General features: G+C 65.5%; 17 protein-coding genes. 15 read left to right on the top strand and 2 right to left on the bottom strand.

From position 1 onward, the window contains the following. Positions 1-82: 82 nt before the first annotated feature. The 15 genes from murD (at position 83) to recN (ending at position 17365) form a co-directional block, all read left to right on the top strand. The gene (murD, locus tag KJP28_RS08720; protein ID WP_218392169.1) at positions 83-1480 is read left to right on the top strand and encodes a UDP-N-acetylmuramoyl-L-alanine--D-glutamate ligase; all 1398 of its coding nucleotides are present in this window, start codon (positions 83-85) and stop codon (positions 1478-1480) included. Next, a complete protein-coding gene (locus KJP28_RS08725) occupies positions 1477-2415 on the top strand; it encodes a DMT family transporter (protein WP_336245322.1) in 939 nt (312 codons plus the stop codon). Before murD ends, KJP28_RS08725 begins: the two co-directional genes overlap by 4 nt. A 263-nt stretch (positions 2416-2678) precedes the next feature. Further along, positions 2679-3848, top strand: coding sequence for a putative lipid II flippase FtsW (ftsW, locus tag KJP28_RS08730; protein WP_218392170.1), 1170 nt, complete (start codon positions 2679-2681; stop codon positions 3846-3848). Then, complete coding sequence (locus KJP28_RS08735; protein WP_218392171.1) at positions 3845-4945, top strand: UDP-N-acetylglucosamine--N-acetylmuramyl-(pentapeptide) pyrophosphoryl-undecaprenol N-acetylglucosamine transferase; 1101 nt, start codon at positions 3845-3847, stop codon at positions 4943-4945. Before ftsW ends, KJP28_RS08735 begins: the two co-directional genes overlap by 4 nt. 10 nt (positions 4946-4955) lie before the next feature. Beyond that, on the top strand, positions 4956-6347 hold the full coding sequence (gene murC, locus KJP28_RS08740) for a UDP-N-acetylmuramate--L-alanine ligase (RefSeq protein WP_218392172.1): 1392 nt from the start codon (positions 4956-4958) through the stop codon (positions 6345-6347). 101 nt (positions 6348-6448) lie between these two features. Beyond that, positions 6449-6895, top strand: a complete 447-nt coding sequence (locus tag KJP28_RS08745; RefSeq protein ID WP_218392173.1) for a GNAT family N-acetyltransferase — start codon at positions 6449-6451, stop codon at positions 6893-6895. A 43-nt stretch (positions 6896-6938) separates the two neighbouring features. Further along, complete coding sequence (locus KJP28_RS08750) at positions 6939-8129, top strand: APC family permease (RefSeq protein ID WP_218392174.1); 1191 nt, start codon at positions 6939-6941, stop codon at positions 8127-8129. Further along, positions 8126-8383 (top strand): DUF2484 family protein, encoded by a 258-nt coding sequence (locus KJP28_RS08755; protein ID WP_218392175.1) that lies wholly within the window; start codon positions 8126-8128, stop codon positions 8381-8383. The genes KJP28_RS08750 and KJP28_RS08755 overlap by 4 nt, the downstream gene beginning before the upstream one ends. A gap of 122 nt (positions 8384-8505) precedes the next feature. Then, positions 8506-9426: a UDP-N-acetylmuramate dehydrogenase gene (gene murB, locus KJP28_RS08760; RefSeq protein WP_218392176.1), complete on the top strand. Its 921-nt coding sequence runs from the start codon at positions 8506-8508 to the stop codon at positions 9424-9426. Positions 9427-9508: 82 nt separating this feature from the next. Further along, the gene (locus tag KJP28_RS08765) at positions 9509-10429 is read left to right on the top strand and encodes a D-alanine--D-alanine ligase (RefSeq protein ID WP_218392177.1); all 921 of its coding nucleotides are present in this window, start codon (positions 9509-9511) and stop codon (positions 10427-10429) included. Then, complete coding sequence (locus KJP28_RS08770; RefSeq protein WP_336245323.1) at positions 10417-11343, top strand: cell division protein FtsQ/DivIB; 927 nt, start codon at positions 10417-10419, stop codon at positions 11341-11343. The genes KJP28_RS08765 and KJP28_RS08770 overlap by 13 nt, the downstream gene beginning before the upstream one ends. Then, complete coding sequence (gene ftsA / locus KJP28_RS08775; RefSeq protein ID WP_218392178.1) at positions 11340-12674, top strand: cell division protein FtsA; 1335 nt, start codon at positions 11340-11342, stop codon at positions 12672-12674. The genes KJP28_RS08770 and ftsA overlap by 4 nt, the downstream gene beginning before the upstream one ends. 217 nt (positions 12675-12891) lie before the next feature. Next, complete coding sequence (gene ftsZ, locus KJP28_RS08780) at positions 12892-14514, top strand: cell division protein FtsZ (RefSeq protein WP_218392179.1); 1623 nt, start codon at positions 12892-12894, stop codon at positions 14512-14514. A 281-nt stretch (positions 14515-14795) separates the two neighbouring features. Then, positions 14796-15692 carry an outer membrane protein assembly factor BamD gene (locus KJP28_RS08785; RefSeq protein ID WP_218392838.1) on the top strand — a complete coding sequence of 299 codons (897 nt, stop codon included), beginning with the start codon at positions 14796-14798 and terminating at the stop codon, positions 15690-15692. A 14-nt stretch (positions 15693-15706) separates the two neighbouring features. Beyond that, complete coding sequence (recN, locus tag KJP28_RS08790) at positions 15707-17365, top strand: DNA repair protein RecN (RefSeq protein ID WP_218392180.1); 1659 nt, start codon at positions 15707-15709, stop codon at positions 17363-17365. 59 nt (positions 17366-17424) lie between these two features. Here recN and KJP28_RS08795 read toward each other — a convergent pair whose 3' ends face one another. Together KJP28_RS08795 and KJP28_RS08800 are read right to left on the bottom strand one after the other, a co-directional pair. Next, positions 17425-17646 (bottom strand): hypothetical protein, encoded by a 222-nt coding sequence (locus KJP28_RS08795; RefSeq protein ID WP_218392885.1) that lies wholly within the window; start codon positions 17644-17646, stop codon positions 17425-17427. Beyond that, positions 17643-19019, bottom strand: a complete 1377-nt coding sequence (locus tag KJP28_RS08800; RefSeq protein WP_218392181.1) for an FAD-binding oxidoreductase — start codon at positions 19017-19019, stop codon at positions 17643-17645. Before KJP28_RS08800 ends, KJP28_RS08795 begins: the two co-directional genes overlap by 4 nt. Between the last annotated feature and the right edge of the window lie 66 nt (positions 19020-19085).

The raw sequence follows: 19085 nt of genomic DNA on the forward strand, positions 1-19085 counted from the left end.
TCATGTATGTGCAGAACCACGCCCTCTGGTCTTCGTCCGCCCCCCGCGTTACGACAATTCCCGAACGGCAAGGAGCTTGAGCATGATCCCGGTGCGAGGGTTTGAAGGGGCGAAGATCGCGGTCTTGGGGCTTGGCCGCTCCGGGCTCGCGACGGCGAAGGCGCTCGAGGCGGGCGGGGCCGAGGCGCTGTGCTGGGACGACGGGGCCGAAGCGCGGGCACGGGCCGAGGCGGCGGGGCTGACCCTGCACGACCTGACCCGGCGCGAGGCGTTTCAGGGCGTCGCGGCGCTCATCACCAGCCCGGGCATCCCGCATCTCTACCCGACCACCAACCCGCATATCGCCCGCGCCTATGCCGAGGGCATCCCGGTGGACAACGACATCGGTCTGTTCTTCGCCTCGTTCGGGGCGGGAGACTGGATCACCTTCGACGAGCCGCCCCGCGTGGTCGCCGTCACCGGGTCGAACGGCAAATCCACGACCTCGGCACTGATCCATCATGTCCTGAGCGAAGCCGGAAAACCGGTGCAACTCGCGGGCAATATCGGGCGCGGAGTGCTGGATATCGACCCGCCGGTGAATGGCGAGATCGTGGTGCTGGAACTCTCCAGCTACCAGACCGAGTTGGCCCGCGCTCTGACGCCCGACGTGGCCGTGTTCACCAACCTGTCGCCCGATCACCTCGACCGGCACGGCGGGCCCGGCGGGTATTTCGCGGCCAAGCGCCGGCTTTTTGCCGAGGGCGGGCCGGATCGCGCGGTGATCGGTGTGGACGAACCGGAGGGCTTGTTCCTTGCCGGGCAACTGGCCGAAGGCCCGGGGGACGACCGGGTGATCCGCGTCTCGGTCGAGCAGAAGCTGTCCGGCCCCGGCTGGCTGGTCTTCGCGCGCAAAGGGTTTCTGTCGGAGAGCCGCAAGGGCCGGCAGGTCGGCAGCATCGACCTGCGCGACATCAAGGGGCTGCCGGGCGCGCACAATCACCAGAACGCCTGCGCCGCCTATGCCGTCTGCCGCACGCTGGGCCTGTCGCCCAAGGTGATCGAAGCGGGGTTCCAGAGCTATCCCGGCCTGCCGCATCGCAGCCAGATCATCGCCGAGAAAGATGGCGTGACCTTCGTGAACGATTCCAAGGCGACCAATGTGGACGCCGCGCTCATGGCGCTTCTGGCGTTCCGCAACATCCGCTGGATCGTCGGCGGGCTTCAGAAGGATGGCGGGCTCGAGGGGCTTTCGGAAGGGCTGGGCCATGTCGCGAAAGCCTATGTCATCGGGCGCGAGGCCGAAGCCTTTGCGCGCGATCTGGGCGATGTCGAGGCGGAGGTCTGCACCACGATGGAGACCGCCGTCGCGCGCGCGATGGCCGAGGCGCAGCCGGGCGACACGGTGCTTCTCGCGCCTGCAGCGGCGAGTTTCGATCAATACGACAATTTCGAGAAGCGAGGCGAGGATTTCATGGCCTGCGTGAAAGCCGCCTTGTGAGCCATGGGATCGAGCATCGGGTAGGATACGGCATCGCGCTCAAGGTGGGGGCGGTGCTGTCCTTCACGATCATGGGCGCGTTGATCAAGGCGACGGGATCGCGCGTTCCGACCGGGGAGGTGGTGTTTTTCCGGTCCTTCTTCGCCGTGCCGGTGCTTGTGGGCTACCTCGCCTATATCGGTCAGTTGCACGAGGGCGTGCGCACCGACAGGTTCCTGGGTCACATGTGGCGCGGCGTGATCGGGACGACGGCGATGGGGCTGATGTTCACCGCGCTGTCGCTCCTGCCTCTGCCGGAAGTCACGGCGCTTCAATACGCGACGCCGCTGTTCATCACGATCCTCGCCGCGATCATGCTGGGCGAACGGGTGCGTCTGTTTCGCATTTCGGCGGTGCTGCTGGGGCTGATCGGCGTGACGGTCGTGCTCTATCCGCGGTTGACCTCGCTGGGGAGCGAGATCGGCCATCTCGAAGCGATCGGCGCGCTGGTCATGCTCGGCTCGACGCTCGCGGCGGCGCTGGCGCAGGTGCAGGTGCGCAACCTCGTGGCGACGGAACGACCCGCGACGGTCGCGCTCTACTTCTCGTTCTCCTCGACGCTTCTCAGCCTGCTGACCCTGCCGTTCGGCTGGGTCGTGCCGGGGGTTCAGGACGCGACGCTTCTGATCCTGTGCGGGCTCGTCGGGGGGGCCGGGCAGGGGATGTTGTCGACCTCTTACCGCTACGCGCCGGCCAGCGTGGTGGCGCCGTTCGATTACGCGTCGATCTTCTTCGCGACAGCGATCGGGATGGTGTTCTTCGACGAAGTGCCCACCTCGACGACGCTTCTCGGTGCGGCCATCGTCATCGCGGCGGGCATTCTCATCATCTGGCGCGAGCGGCAACTGGGGCTGAACCGGTCGAAGTCGAAAGGGTTCAAGCAACCGCCCGCCTGATCGGAGCGCGCTGGCGCGCGCGCATGATGTGCGCGGCCCCGCCTGCGGCGGGTCCACGCGGATTTGCATATTTGGGGCACGATGAAACGGGGCGCAGGTCTTCGTCTTTCATCGTGCCAAAAATATGCACACCGCGGACGCGAAGCGTCCGCATTCCTTCCGGGGAGCGGGCGTGGAAGTTCTTTCCCCGCGGCGGTTTTCCCGCTATGCTGGATCCAGACCCGGACAACCGGGCGTTTTGAGGCAGTTTCAGGCGGTTCATCATGACCGAAATGGTTTACGGCGCAGTTCGTCAGCCGGGGCGGGATCCCATCCTTCCACGTTGGTGGCGCACGATCGACAAATGGTCGGTTTCCAGCATTCTCCTTCTGTTCGCGATCGGCATTCTTTTGGGCCTTGCAGCCAGCCCGCCGCTTGCCGAGCGCAACGGGTTGCACCCGTTCTACTACGTCGAGCGCCAGATCGTGTTCGGGGTCATGGCTTTCATGGTCATGTTCGCGATGACGATGATGTCGCCCAAGATGGTGCGACGTCTTGGCGTTCTGGGGTTCATCGTGGCGTTCGCGGCCATCTGCGCGCTTCCATGGCTCGGGACCGATTTCGGCAAGGGCGCGGTCCGGTGGTATTCGCTGGGGTTCGCGAGCCTTCAGCCGTCCGAGTTTCTCAAGCCCTTCTATGTCGTTGTCGCCGCGTGGCTCATGGCTGCGAGCGACGAGATTCAGGGGCCGCCGGGCAAATCGATGTCGCTGATCCTGACGCTGATCATCGTCGGGTTTCTCGCCATGCAGCCGGATTTCGGTCAATCGGCGCTGGTTCTGTTCGGTTGGGGCGTGATGTATTTCCTCGCCGGTGCGCCCTATATCCTGATCGTGGGGGTCGCGGCGCTCGTCGTGGGGGCCGGGTTCCTCGCCTATGAGAATTCCGAGCACTTCGCGCGCCGGATCGACGGGTTCCTGAACCCCGAAGTCGATCCGACGACCCAGATCGGCTATGCCACCAACGCGATCCGCGAGGGTGGGTTCTTCGGGGTCGGCGTGGGCGAGGGGCAGGTGAAGTGGAGCCTGCCGGACGCGCACACCGATTTCATCATCGCAGTGGCGGCCGAGGAATACGGCCTCGTCCTCGTGCTCGTGATCCTTGCGCTTTATGCGACGATCGTCGTGCGGTCGTTCCTCCGGCTGGTTCACGAGCGCGACACCTTCACCCGGCTCGCAGGCACCGGGCTTGCGGCCATGTTCGGCGTGCAGGCGCTCATCAACATGGGCGTGGCGGTGCGGCTCTTGCCCGCGAAGGGCATGACGCTACCTTTCGTGAGCTACGGGGGCTCGTCGCTCATTGCGATGGGGCTGTCGGTGGGGATGCTGATCGCGTTCACGCGCACGCGGCCCCAGGGCAAGTTCGAGGATTACCTGACCCAACGGGGACATAGATGACAGACAAGACGCCGCTCCTCGTGATCGCGGCGGGTGGAACCGGGGGGCACATGTTCCCTGCACAGGCGCTCGCCGAGGAAATGCTGGTGCGCGGATGGCGCGTGAAGCTTTCGACGGATGCGCGGGGTGCGCGTTATGCGGGTGGCTTTCCAGGTGCGGTGACGATCGAGGAACGGTCTTCGGCCACGCCCTCACGGGGCGGGCCGTTCACGAAACTGGCGGTGCCGTTCCGGGTGTTCGGAGGGATTGTCGCGGCCACCGTTCGGATGCTGATCGAGCGTCCGCGTGCGGTTGTCGGGTTCGGCGGCTATCCGACCATTCCGGCGCTCAGCGCGGCGTGGATGCTGGGCGTGCCGCGGATGATCCATGAACAGAATGGCGTTCTTGGCCGGGTGAACCGCGTCTTTGCGAAACGCGTGGATACCATCGCCTGTGGCACCTGGCCCACCGAGCTGCCCGGCGGTGTCGAGGGGGTTCACGTCGGAAACCCGGTGCGCGCCGCGATCCGGGAACGGGCCGGGGCAGGCTACATCCCGCCCGGCGAATACCCGATGTCGATCCTGATGATCGGCGGCAGCCAGGGCGCGCGCGCCTTGTCGGACAATGTGCCCGCCGCCATCGCGGGATTGCCGGAGGCGCTCAAGCGGCATCTTTCGGTCAGCCACCAGGCGCGGCCCGAGGATCTGGACCGCGTGGCCGGTTTCTATGAGAGCCACGGCATTCGCGCCGACGTGCAGCCTTTCTTCGACGATGTTCCCAAGCGGCTGGCAGAGGCGCAGCTTCTGATTTCGCGGGCCGGGGCCTCCACGCTTGCCGATGCCACCGTGATCGGTCGCCCCGCGATCCTCGTCCCGTACCCATACGCCACCGCCGACCACCAGAGCGCCAATGCACGCGGCGTGTCGGAGGCGGGCGGCGCGATCCTGATCCCGGAAAGCCGGCTATCCCCCGAGGTTCTGGCCGAACAGATCCTCGCGGTCATGGACAATCCGGACGGAGCCATGCAAATGGCGCGGGCGAGCCTGTCGGTGGGCAAACCGGGCGCGGCGCAGACCTTGGCCGACATGGTCGAGGCGTTGGGACAGAAGACAAGCTAGGGACGGACAGATGAGTGCAGCGGCGACGAAACTCCCCACCGAGATGGGGGCGATCCACTTTGTCGGGATCGGCGGGATCGGTATGTCGGGCATCGCGGAGGTGCTTCTGAACCACGGATACCGGGTGCAAGGGTCGGACCTGAAAGCCTCGCCCATCACCGAGCGGCTGGCAGGGCTTGGGGCCGAGATTTTCGTGGGCCAGAAGGCCGAGAACCTCGAGAACGCCGAGGTCGTGGTGATTTCCTCGGCGATCAAGCCGGGCAACCCGGAACTCGACACCGCCCGCGCCCGAGGCCTGCCGGTCGTGCGCCGGGCCGAGATGCTGGCCGAACTCATGCGATTGAAGTCGAACATCGCCGTCGCAGGCACCCACGGCAAGACGACGACGACCACGCTGGTCGCCGAATTGCTCGTCGCGGGGGGGATCGACCCCACCGTCATCAACGGCGGGATCATCCACGCCTACGGCTCGAACGCCCGGATGGGGCAGGGCGAGTGGATGGTGGTCGAGGCCGACGAAAGCGACGGCACCTTCAACCGCCTCCCCGCCACCATTGCGATCGTGACGAATATCGACCCGGAGCATATGGACCACTGGGGCACCGAAGAGGCGCTGCACAAGGGCTTCTACGATTTCGTGTCGAACATCCCGTTTTATGGCCTCGCCGTGTGCTGCACCGACGATGCGGACGTGCAGACGCTGGTCGGAAAGATTTCGGACCGCCGCGTCGTGACCTTCGGCTTCAACGCGCAGGCCGACGTGCGCGCGGTGAACCTCACCTACAAGGCCGGCATCGCGCAGTTCGACATCGTGCTCCCCGACCTGACCATCGAGGGCTGCACGCTCCCCATGCCAGGAGACCATAACGTGTCGAACGCGCTGGCGGCGGTTGCGGTGGCCCGCCACCTCGGCATGAAAGGCGAGGAGATCAAGGCGGCGCTCGCGGCGTTCGGCGGCGTCAACCGCCGCTTCACCCGGGTTGGCGAATGGAACGGCGTGCCGATCATCGACGATTACGGCCACCACCCGGTGGAAATCGCCGCCGTGCTGAAAGCCGCGCGTCAGGCCGTGGAGGGCCGGGTGATCGCCGTCCACCAGCCCCACCGCTACACGCGGCTGCACACGCTGTTCGAAGATTTCTGCACCTGCTTCAACGAGGCCGACGTGGTGGGCATCGCCGATGTCTATTCGGCAGGCGAAGACCCGATCGAAGGCGCCTCGCGCGATGACCTCGTGGCCGGGCTGACCGCCCACGGCCACCGCCACGCGCAGGCGGTCGGCTCGGAAGACGAGCTCGTGGCCCTCGTGCGCGACACGGCGAGGGAGGGCGACATCGTCGTCTGCCTCGGCGCAGGGACGATCAGCACATGGGCCCGGGGGCTGGAGGCGAAGTTGGGGTGAGGTGGGGCGCACTCACCCTGCGGGCAACGTCCGGCAAACCATCCCTTGACCCCATCCCCCCAATCCCCGACGATCCGCCACACGCTTTGGGAGGAGCCGTCATGACCATCACCAAGCCCCGTGTGCGGGAGTTGTCCCGCTATGATTTCCCGGACCTCCACGCGCTTTTGTCCGTCCTGTCGGATCAGAAAGTGCCGGAAGGGTCCGAGGGCGAGGCGATCCTCTATGAGATCCTCGCGATGCCCGGCACCTCGCTTTTCGGGGCGGAATGCGAGGGCAAGATCGTGGCGACCGCGATGATGTCGGTGCTTCCGAACCTCACCTTCGGGGGCCGGCCTCTGGCGCGGATCGAGAATGTGGTGACCTTGCCGGACTACAGGGGCCGTGGGTTCGCCTCGGCGGTGATGGAAGCGGCCATCGACAAGGCCAAGGCCAAGAACTGCGCGGATATTTCGCTGCTCTCGCCCAAGTCTCTCCATGCCGAGGGGTTCTACCGCAAACTCGGGTTTCAGGACGATACGGTCGGGCTGCACCTTTCCATAGGTTGACCGCGCCCGCGCATGCGCACAATCTGCCGGCGGGCAGGGTGTTATGGCTGACACATTATCGAAACGATTGTCGACCGGATTGCTGACCGCCTATGGCGTGGGCATCATGGTCGGGGCGGGCATCTACGTGCTCGTGGGTTATGCGGCGGGCGCGGCGGGCGTCTGGGCGCCGCTTGCGTTTCTGGTCGCGGGGCTGGTGGCGGTGCCCTCGGCGCTGTCCTTCGCGGAATTGTCCTCACGCATCCCCGAAGCGGCGGGCGACAGCGCCTACGTTGAACATGGGCTGCGCGCCCATTGGCTCGCCATGCTGGTCGGGTTCATCAACATCGCGGCAGGCGTCATCGGGGGCGCGGCGGTGCTGCGCGGAGGCGTCGGATATCTCACGGCGCTGGTCCCGGTCGACCCGATGGCCGCCATGATTGCGCTCGGCGTGGGGCTGACCCTGATCGCGGTCGTCGGCGTGGTCGAAAGCCTCGCCTTTGCCGCGATCCTGACGGCGGTCGAAGTGGTCGGCCTGCTGCTCGTCGTGGGCGCAGGGTTCTCGGCCCCGGCCACGCTCGATTGGTCGGCTCCCGTGTCGCTTCACGTACCGGGGGTCTTCGCCGCCGCGATCTTCGCGTTCTTCGCCTTTCTCGGATTCGACGACCTCGTGAACATGGCCGAGGAAGCCCGCGATCCGGCGCGCCAGATGCCGCGCGCGATCCTGTGGTCTCTCGCGATCACCTCGGTGCTCTATGCGGTGGTGACACTGGCGGCGGTGCGCGCGGTGCCCTTGGCCGATCTCGCCGCATCCGAGCGCCCGCTTGCGCTTGTCTGGTCGGCAGCGACCGGGACGCCCGCGCATTTCCTGTCGTCCATCGCGGTGGCGGCGGCGCTCAACGGGGTTCTGGCGCAGGTGGTCATGGCCGCCCGGGTGCTCTTCGGACTGGGACGGCGGTCGGCGGCGCTGGCGGTCTTCCACCATGCCCACCCCCGCTTCGCCACCCCGGTGCTCGCCACGCTGCTGACCGGGGCCGCAACGGTCGGTGCCGCGCTCGCCCTGCCGGTGGCGCTTCTGGCCGAATACACGACCATCGCGCTCCTGGTGGTCTTCACCATCGTCAATGCCGCCCTCATCGGTGTGAAACGCCTGCCGGACCCGTCGCCCTTCTCGGTCCCCGCCATTGTCCCGTGGCTTGGCATCCTCGGATCGGTTATGCTCTTCGTCGTCAATATCCAGGAGCTTCTGCCATGACCCCGTCTCTCATCGCCCTGTGCATCTGGGTCGTCGCGGGGTCGATCATCGCCTTCCTGCCGATGCGCTACCAGATGTGGGTCGGCGGGCCGCTCCTATTGTCCGGGCTCGCGCTCATCGTCTGGATCGGGGCCGAAAACGGCTGGGCTTGGAGCCTTGCCGGTCTCGCGATCTTCATCTCGCTGTTTCGCAAGCCGCTCATGGCGCTTGTGAAATACCTGCTGGGCAAGCCGGTGGACATCCCCCGCGACTGATCCCTTCATCGTTTCCCAAATACTTCGGGGGTTCGGGGGTAGAGCCCCCGATCGGATCGGACGGGCCCCGGGCCGGTTCGAAACGACTTGTCTCCCTGGGACCGACAAACTACCCATCCCGCATGAGTTTCGAACTTCCCGAAGTGCGCGGCACCCTCACCGAGAACCGTGACCTGTCGTCGCTGACCTGGATGCGCGTGGGCGGTCCGGCCGACTGGCTGTTCCAGCCTGCGGATGAGGACGATCTGGCAGCGTTTCTGACTGAACTGGACCCGTCCATCCCCGTGTTCCCGATGGGGGTCGGGTCGAACCTGATCGTCCGCGACGGTGGCATTCGCGGCGTGGTGATCCGGCTGGGCCGGGGGTTCAACGGGATCGAGATCGACGGCACGACCGTGACCGCCGGGGCCGCCGCGCTTGACGCCCATGTGGCGCGCAAGGCGGCGGATGCGGGGGTGGACCTGACCTTTCTGCGCACAATTCCCGGCTCGATCGGCGGGGCGGTGAAGATGAACGCGGGTTGCTACGGTTCCTACGTGGCCGATCATCTGGTCGAGGCGCGGGGGATCACGCGGGCCGGCGCACGGGTCACGCTCACGCCCGACGCGCTGAATTTCCGGTATCGGCAGAGCGACGTGCCGGACAGTGTCGTTCTGACGGGCGCGGTATTTCGGGGCGAAGAGGGCGTGCCCGATGAGCTTCATGCGAAGATGACCGCGCAGCTTGCAAAGCGGGATGAGACGCAGCCGACCAAGGACCGGACGGCGGGCAGCACGTTTCGCAACCCGGCCGGGTTCAGCTCGACCGGGCAGTCGGACGACAGCCATGAGCTCAAGGCGTGGAAGGTCATCGACGATGCCGGGATGCGCGGTGCGACCATCGGCGGCGCGACGATGAACGAGAAGCACTCGAACTTCCTGACCAATACCGGGACGGCGACCGCGAAAGACCTCGAATCTTTGGGCGAAGAGGTGCGAAAAAAGGTTTACGAAACCAGCGGTCTGACCCTAGAATGGGAAATCATGCGGGTGGGCGAACCATAAGGCGGCCCCGCGCATCTCGATAACGATAATTCCCGGCAATTTTCGGGGTAAACGGCCACAATAAGGCCGGACGAGGCAGACAGTGGGCAATGCGAGCAGGCAAGCCCCCAAGGTCGTGGTACTGAAAGGTGGTCCTTCCGCGGAACGGGAGGTGTCGCTTTCCACAGGGCGCGAATGCGCCGCGGCGCTCAGGGGCGAAGGGTACGAGGTGATCGAGGTCGATGCGGACCGCGACCTTTGTGCTGCGCTCGACGAGATCAAGCCGGATGTCGTGTTCAACGCGCTCCACGGACGGTGGGGCGAGGATGGCTGCGTGCAGGGCCTTCTGGAGTGGTTGCAGCTTCCCTACACCCATTCCGGCGTCTTCGCCTCCGCGCTCGCCATGGACAAGGAACGCTCGAAGGACGTCATGCGGACCGCCGGGCTGCCCGTGATGCCGTCGCAGCTTGCCTGCAAGGACGAGGTCGAGGGCCATCACGTGATGGAGCCTCCCTATGTCGTCAAACCCTATAACGAAGGATCGTCGGTCGGGGTTTATATCGTCGCCAAGGGCGCGAACACACCGCCGAAGCTCGGCCCTGAAATGCCCGACGTCGTGATGGTGGAGGCCTATGCGCCGGGGCGCGAGCTGACCACGACGGTCATGGGTGACCGGGCGCTGGGCGTGACCGAGATCATCACCGAGGGTTGGTACGATTACGAAGCCAAGTACGCCGAGGGCGGGTCGCGCCATGAAGTGCCGGCCAACATCCCTGAGAGCATCACCCAGGCCTGCCTCGACATGGCGGTGCGCGCGCATCAGGCGCTCGGCTGCCGGGGCGTGAGCCGGACCGATTTTCGCTGGGACGAGGAGCGCGGGCTCGCGGGCCTCATCATCCTCGAACAGAACACACAGCCCGGAATGACGCCCACGTCGCTCGTTCCCGAACAGGCCGCACATGTCGGGATAACCTTCGGGGCCCTGTGTCGCTGGATGGTGGAGGATGCCTCGTGCAACAGATAGGCGCCGATCAATACGCGCGGCCGGAACCGCCGATGACGCGCAAGCCCAAGAAGGCGAAGCGCGATCCCGCGCCGTCGCGCTGGGCTTACCGGGTCCACCGGATGTGGCTGACGCCGTTCTATCGCTCGATGCTGCGGGTCGGCCTGCCGACCTTCCTGATCCTGACCGCGGCGGGCTGGTACATCTCGAACCCGACCAACCGTTTCGCCATCGCCGAGAAGGCCGCCGAGATTCGCAATTCGGTCGAGAGCCGCCCCGAATTCACCGTCAAGCTCATGGCCATCGACGGGGCAACCCCTGTTGTCGATGCCGCCATTCGCGAGATGGTGCCGGTCGATTTCCCGGTATCGTCCTTCGACCTGGATCTCGAAGGGATGCAGCAGACCATCGCCGCGCTCGACGTGATCGAACGCGTCTCCGTGCGCGTGCGCCCCGGCGGGGTTTTGCAGGTCGACGTGGCCGAGCGGGAGCCCGCGATCATCTGGCGCACCGGCGGCAACATCGATCTGCTGGACCGCACCGGGCATCGCGTCGCGTCGTTGACCGAGCGCCAGGTGCGCGCCGATCTTCCGCTGATCGCGGGGCAGGGCGCGAACGAAGCGGTGGGCGAGGCGCTCGCCCTGATCACGGCGTCGGGCCCGATCGCGCCGCGCCTGCGCGGGTTGGTGCGGGTCGGCGAACGTCGCTGGGATCTCGTGCTCGACCGCGACCAGCGTATCATGTTGCCGGAAATCGCCCCGGTCGAAGCGCTCGAGCAAGTGCTCGCGCTGGACGAGGCGCAGGATCTTCTGGACCGCGACATCACCCATATCGATATGCGCAACCCTGGGCGACCGACCCTTCGCATGGCAGAGCAGGCCGTCGAAGAACTGCGTCGAATCAGAAGCTTGGACCGTGGAGAGGCAGGCCAATGACGGAGCTCTATGAACAGCAGCGTGCCATGCGCGCGATGCGAAAGACCGCGATGCAACGCGGCGTGATCGCCATTCTCGACATCGGCACGTCGAAGATCGGGTGCCTCGTGCTCCGGTTCGACGGGCAGGAGAAGATGCGCGAGACCGACGGGATCGGCTCACTGGCCGGCCAGTCGGGGTTCCGGGTGATCGGCGCAGCCACGACGCGGTCGCGCGGCGTGCGCTTCGGCGAGATCAGCGCGATGCAGGAAACGGAACGCGCCATCAGGACCGCCGTGCAAGCCGCGCAGAAGATGGCAAATCTCCGGGTCGACCATGTCATCGCCACCTTCTCCGGCGCCGGGCCGCGCAGCTACGGCGTTGCGGGTGAGGTCGAGGTCGAAGGCGGATCGGTCACGGAGAACGATATCGCGCGCGTCATGGCCTCCTGCGACGTGCCGGACTACGGCGAAGGGCGGGAAGTGCTGCACGCCCAGCCGGTGAATTTCGCGCTCGACCACCGCTCGGGCCTGTCCGATCCGCGCGGGCAGGTGGGCAAGCGTCTTGCCGTCGACATGCACCTGCTCACCGTCGATGCCGATACGATTCGCAACGTGGCTTATTGCATCAAGCGCTGCGATCTGGAACTCGCGGGGCTTGCCTCGTCGTCCTACACGGCCGGCCTTTCCAGCCTCGTCGAGGACGAGCAGGAACTGGGCGCGGCCTGCATCGACATGGGAGGTGGTGCAACTGGCGTGTCCATCTTCATGAAAAAGCACATGATTTTCGCCGACAGCGTGCGTCTGGGTGGCGATCACGTGACCTCCGACATCTCCAAGGGGCTTCAGGTGCCGCTGGCTATCGCCGAGCGGATCAAGACGTTCTACGGCGGTGTCGTCGCGACCGGGATGGACGACCGCGAGATGATCGAGATCGGCGGAGACAGCGGGGACTGGGAAAAAGACCGCCGCAGGGTGAGTCGCGCGGAACTCATCGGAATCATGCGCCCGCGAGTCGAAGAGATTCTCGAAGAGGTGCGGGCCCGACTCGATGCCGCGGGATTCGATCATTTGCCGTCGCAACAGATCGTTCTGACCGGCGGTGCAAGTCAGATTCCGGGTCTCGACGGCCTTGCACCGAGGATTCTCGGCCAACAAGTGCGCATCGGACGCCCGCTGCGGGTTCAGGGGTTGCCACAGGCTGCGACAGGTGCTGCATTCGCCTCAGCGGTGGGGCTTTCGCTGTTTGCAGCCTGCCCGCAGGACGAATGGTGGGACTTCGACATACCGGCGGAGCGTTACCCATCGAAAAGCCTGCGGTGGGCGGTCAAATGGTTCAAGGATAACTGGTAACCACCATATCTTGTTGTCCTTGGCAAAATCTTGCCGCCTGACGCGGGAATTGCACCCCAAATTGGGGCAAAATTGCGGTTTTTTGCGTGACGGCGCTAGCTTTCGTGTTTAAGCTTGCGGAAATAGGCAGAAATCCGGCAATGGTCGGCGATAATTGGGACAGGTCGGAACAAACCGACTATTAGACAGCAAAGTCACAAGACAGGCGGACTAGATCATGACATTGAACCTCACCATGCCCGGTCACGACGATGACCTGAAACCCCGTATCACCGTTTTCGGCGTGGGGGGCGCTGGCGGCAATGCGGTGAACAACATGATCGAAAAGGCGCTGGAAGGCGTCGAATTCGTCGTGGCGAACACGGACGCGCAGGCGCTCGCGCAATCGAAGGCGCAGAGCCGCATCCAGATGGGCGTGAAAGTGACCGAAGGTCTTGGCGCCGGAGCCCGCGCAAGCGTGGGGGCCGCCGCAGCCGAAGAGAGCATCGAACAGATCGTCGATCAGCTTGCCGGCGCGCATATGTGTTTCATCACCGCCGGCATGGGCGGCGGCACCGGCACGGGTGCTGCGCCGATCATCGCACAGGCCGCGCGTGAGCTTGGCGTGCTGACCGTCGGTGTCGTGACCAAGCCGTTCCAGTTCGAAGGCGCGAAACGGATGCGTCAGGCCGAAGACGGCGTGGATGCACTGCAAAAGATGGTCGATACGCTGATCATCATCCCGAACCAGAACCTGTTCCGCCTCGCCAACGAGAAAACCACGTTCACCGAAGCCTTCTCGATGGCTGACGACGTGTTGTATCAAGGCGTCAAGGGCGTGACCGACCTGATGGTCCGCCCGGGCCTCATCAACCTCGACTTCGCCGACGTCCGCGCGGTGATGGACGAGATGGGCAAGGCCATGATGGGCACCGGCGAGGCCGAGGGCGAAGATCGCGCCATCCAGGCTGCCGAGAAAGCCATAGCGAACCCGCTTCTCGACGAAATCAGCCTCAAGGGCGCCAACGGTGTGCTCATCAACATCACCGGCGGCTACGACCTCACGCTGTTCGAGCTGGACGAAGCGGCGAACCGTATCCGCGAGGAAGTGGACCCGGACGCCAACATCATCGTCGGCTCGACGCTGGACACCGACATGGACGGCGTGATGCGCGTTTCGGTCGTGGCGACCGGCATCGACGCAACCGACTCGCATGTGGAAGTGCCACTGCCGCGCCGGTCGATGACCGATCCGATCGCGACTCAGCCGGAACCGCGCCAGGCCGCCGCCGCGGAAGCGCCGAGCTTCCAGCAGCCGGCCGCCGAGGCACAGCCCCGCGCCGCCGAGCCGCAGCAGTCGCTGTTCCGTGAGGAAATCGACGCGACTCAGGCCGCTGCGGAAGAGCAGGCCGAGAACATCTTCCCCGCCGAAGAGGCCGGTGACGACGAGCCCGCACCTGTGTTCCAGCCCCAGCCCCGCGCCGCGGCACCCGAGCAACAGCCGGCACCGCAACCTGCGCCCCAGCAGCAGCCGGTGACGCAATTCGTCGCACCGAAACCGACCCAGCCCGGACAGCCGACACCGGAAGCGATGGCGCGTCTCGAAGCCGCCGTTTCGCGGACCCGTCCGCAGGAACAGCCCGTTCAGAACGCACAGCCGCAGGGCGGTGAGCGTCCGCGCTTCGGGATCAACTCGCTCATCAACCGGATGACCGGGCAGGGCGAGGGACAAGCGGCCCAGGGCGCCGAACGCGCGATGCCGCAAAGCCATGCCGCGCAGCCCGCGCCGCGCGAAGAAGAGATGGATCCGGATCAGGAACGTGTGGAAATTCCCGCCTTCCTGCGACGTCAAGCCAACTGATACGGCGACACTTCATCGAAAAGGCCGGCCCAGGGGTCGGCCTTTTGCGTTGTCAATCAGGCCGTTGCACGCCGGAGATAAGGTTGGCACCATTGCGCGCCACCACATTTCGGCGCAGACCGTGGCGGGTCGGCCAGATCGGGTGTTTTTTGAGGGTCAAAGCCATTTTGCACGGAAAATTTCTGTGCTAGGAAACAGGGCAACGCAAACCGGGCGTCACATACCCGGTGAATCACATGCGATGGGGTAGGCGCATTTTCATGCAGACACGTCGGGGCGACATGATCGGGACAAAGGCGCTCAAGGGCGCGACAATCCTTGTGCTGACGGTGTCGCTATCCGCCTGCTCCGGCGGCGGCGGTGGCCTGTTCGGCGGCGGAGGTGGCGGCGGCTGGTTCTCGGGCCTGTTCGGCGACGACCGCGAAAGCAAGCCGATCGAGGATTACACGGCAGAACAGATCTTCGCCCGCGCGGAATACGATCTCGAGAATGGCGACGAGGTCGAAGCGGCCGAACTCTTTGGTGAGGTCGAGCGGGTCTATCCCTATACCGACATCGCCAAGCGCGCGCTCATCATGCAGAGCTACGCCTATCACAAGGCCGCCAAGTACGAACTGGCCCGCGCAAGCGCCCAGCGGTTCGTGGATTTCTATCCTGGCGACAAGGATGCGGCCTACGCGCAATACCTTCTGGCGCTCAGCTATTACGACCAGATCGAAGACGTCGGCCGTGACCAGGGCCTGACCTTCCAGGCGCTGCAAGCGTTGCGCGACGTGATCGAGCTTTACCCGGAAACCGAATATGCGCGTTCGGCGATCCTGAAATTCGACCTTGCCTTCGACCACCTCGCGGCGAAGGAAATGGAGATCGGGCGCTATTACCTCAAGCGGCAGCATTACGCGGCTTCAGTGAACCGGTTCCGCGTCGTCGTCGAGGATTTCCAGACCACGACCCAGACGCCAGAAGCGCTTTATCGCCTGATCGAAGCCTACCTGTCGCTCGGCCTGACCGACGAGGCGCAGACCGCCGGCGCGATCCTTGGCTACAACTTCCAGTCGACGGAATGGTACGAAGACGGGTTCCGGCTCCTGACCAAGAATGGTCTGAAACCGGAGCAGAAGGGCAACAACTGGCTCTCCGCGATCTATCGTCAGATGATCAAGGGCGAATGGCTCTAGCCTGATCCACGCCCATGCTCGTCAGCCTCGACATCCGGGACATGTTGATCATCGACCGGCTGGACCTCGAGTTTCAGCCGGGTCTCAATGTGTTGACCGGTGAGACGGGGGCGGGGAAATCCATTCTGCTCGACTCGTTGGGGTTCGTGCTCGGCTGGCGCGGGCGCGCCGATCTGGTGCGGCAGGGCGCGGAGGAGGGCGAAGTGGTCGCCGTCTTCGCGCTGCCCGAGGGGCACGCTGCGCATGAGGTGCTTGCCGAGGCGGGTATCCCGGTCGGAGACGAATTGATCCTGCGTCGGGTCAACCGGGCATCCGGCACGAAATCGGCGTGGATCAACGACCGCCGTGCGTCGGGCGAGGTGCTCCGGGCCTTGTCGGACACGCTGGTGGAGCTTCATGGACAGCAGGACGACAAGGGGCTTTTGAACCCGCGTATTCACCGACAGCTTCTCGACCAGTTCGGGGCGCTGGACGGGCAGGTGAGCGCCGTGCGCGCCGCATGGCGGGCGCTGTCTGAGGCGGGCAAGGCGCGGCGGGCGGCGGAAGAACGGCTTGACGCGGCGCGGGCCGAAGAAGATTTCCTGCGCCATGCCGCCGACAAGTTGGACAAGCTCGCGCCACAGCCGGGCGAGGATGCGGAACTCGACGCCAAGCGACGGCTCATGCAGGCCGGTCAGAAGATCGGCGAAGACGTGACCAAGGCGGCGCAGGCGTTGGGTCATGGCGAAGGGGCCGAGGGGCGGATGGGCGATGCGCTGCGCTGGCTGGAGGGCGTCGCGGACAAGGCGGGCGATGCGCTCGATCCCGCGATCGAGGCGCTTGGTCGCGCCCTGACCGAATTGGGCGAAGCGACAAGCGCGGTGGAGACGGCGCTTGATGCGCTGGCGTTCGATCCGAGTGAGTTGGAAGCGACCGAGGAACGGCTCTTTGCCATTCGCGCAGCGGCCCGCAAACACGGCGTCGCGCCAGACGACCTTGGCGCGTTCGCAGCGGAGATGATGGAGAAACTCGCAGCTCTCGACGCCGGGGCGGATGACATCGCCGCTTTGACCCGCGCGGAAGAGGCCGCGCGCGAGGCCTATGACGCGGCGGCGGGTGCGCTGGGAACTGCGCGGCGCGAAGCCGGAGCGCGGCTCGACGCGGCGATGGGGGCGGAGCTTGCGCCGCTCAAGATGGAACGCGCGGTGTTCACCACCGAGATCACCGAGACCGAACCGGGGCCGGAAGGGCGCGATGCGGTGACGTTCACCGTGGCCACCAACCCGGGCGCGCCATCGGGGCCTTTGAACAAGATCGCCTCGGGCGGGGAGCTATCGCGGTTCCTGCTCGCGCTCAAGGTTTGCCTGACCAAGGACGCCGACGGGCTGACCATGATCTTCGACGAAATCGACCGGGGCGTGGGCGGGGCGACTGCCGATGCGGTCGGGCGGCGGCTCAAGCAGCTTGCCGATGAGGGCGGTCAGGTTCTGGTCGTCACCCACAGCCCGCAGGTGGCCGCGCTGGGAGCGCATCACTGGCAGGTTGCAAAGAGGGTGGACGAGGGCATCACGCTCTCCAATGTCACGCCGCTTGGCCCGGACGATCGGATCGACGAGATCGCCCGCATGATCTCGGGCGACAAGGTGACGGATGAGGCCCGCGCTGCTGCGAAGTCACTCTTGGCCTCTGTTTGAAAAGTGCAATTCCGAGGCGGAACTGGACCCCAAAAAGCGTCTGGATTATCGGAAAAATGCTATGAGTGGGATTTGCCCCGAAACCTGCGGATCAGCGGTTTGACGTCCAGCGCGGCCACGGCGACGCCGAGGGGCAGCATCCAGAACCCGAAAATCGGCATGAAGCCGAACACGCCGAACACCATCAGAAGCAGACCGACGACCAACCGCAATCCGGGCGGCAGCTTGCGCTCGGTCCAGTCGAGCGTGCCCTCCCAGATCTTCTTGATCCTGTCGGTCATGGAGTCTGTCTGATCATCTTCCCCGGATTGAGTATGTTCTTCGGGTCCAACGCCATCTTTATGTCGTGCATGATGTCCCATGCGTCTCCGTGCTCCGCCTCCATATAGGCGAGTTTGCCCATTCCGATGCCATGTTCGCCGGTCACGGTGCCGCCCAGCCTCAGGGCGCGTTCGCTCATGCTGGCGGCAAGCCTCTTGGCTGCCTCCAAATCGGCCGGCTGTGACGGATCAACGAGGAGGATCGCGTGAAAGTTCCCGTCCCCGACATGGCCCAGGATCGGGCCGGGGATGATCGACGCGGCGATGTCCTCGCGGGTTTCCTCGACCGCCTCGGCAAGGTTCGAGATCGGAACGCAGACATCCGTCACCAGCCCCCTGGCGCCGGGACGGGCCGCGAGACAGGCGTAGTAGGCATGGTGGCGCATGGTCCAGAGGGCCGTGCGGTCTTCGGTCCGAGTCGCGGTCTCGACCCCTGTCGCGCCGAAATCCGCGACGATCTCGCCGAACCGGGCGGCATCCTCGGCGACGCCAGCCTCGGTTCCGTGAAACTCTACGAACAGATGCGGTTTTTCCGGGACGGACGCGCCCGAATAGGCGTTCACGGCGGCCACGGCTTCGGCATCCAGAAACTCGATCCGCGCCATCGGCAATCCGGTCTGGATCACCGCGACGACGGCGTCCACCGCATCGCCCATTTCGTCGAAGGCGCAGAGGCCTGCCGAGATCGCTTCGGGCTGGCCGTGCAGCTTCACGGTCAGTTCCGTGATGATGCCCAACGTGCCTTCGGACCCAAGCATCAGCCCGGTCAGATCGTAGCCCGCCGACGATTTCCGGGCCCGCGTCCCGGTGCGAATGACGCGCCCGTCCGCCAGCACGACTTCGAGTGCGAGGACGTTGTCGCGCATCGTGCCGTAGCGCACGGATGTCGTGCCGGAGGCCCGCGTGCCTGCCATGCCGCCCAGCGAAGCGTTCGCGCCCGGATCGACGGAAAAGAACAGCCCGGTCGCGCGCAGTTCGTTGTTCAGGGCCTCGCGCGTTACGCCGGGCTGCAGGACCGCGTCCATGTCGCCGGGGCTGACGCGGATGAGCTTGTTCATCCGCACCGTGTCGATGGTGATGCCGCCGTGGATCGCAGACGTATGCCCCTCGAGCGACGTGCCCGCCCCGAACGGAATGACCGGCACGCCGAACCGGTTGCAGGCGGCCACGATCCGCGACACCTCCTCGGTGGTTTCGGGAAAGACGACGGCGTCCGGCGGCGCGGCGGGGAAATGGGTCTCAGAGCCTCCGTGGGTTTCCAGATCGGACTTGGAGCGGCTGATCCGATCCCCTAAAACCGGTTCAAGCTCGGTCAGCACAGCGTCGATGGACACGTTCCTCTCCCTCGTAATCCCGGGTGACAATAGTCGTGCGACTGCGACGCGAAAAGCCCCGGAGGC

Origin of the sequence: Maritimibacter dapengensis (assembly GCF_019218265.1) — a bacterium.
In the GTDB taxonomy this organism is placed as follows: Bacteria; Pseudomonadota; Alphaproteobacteria; order Rhodobacterales; family Rhodobacteraceae; genus Maritimibacter; species Maritimibacter dapengensis.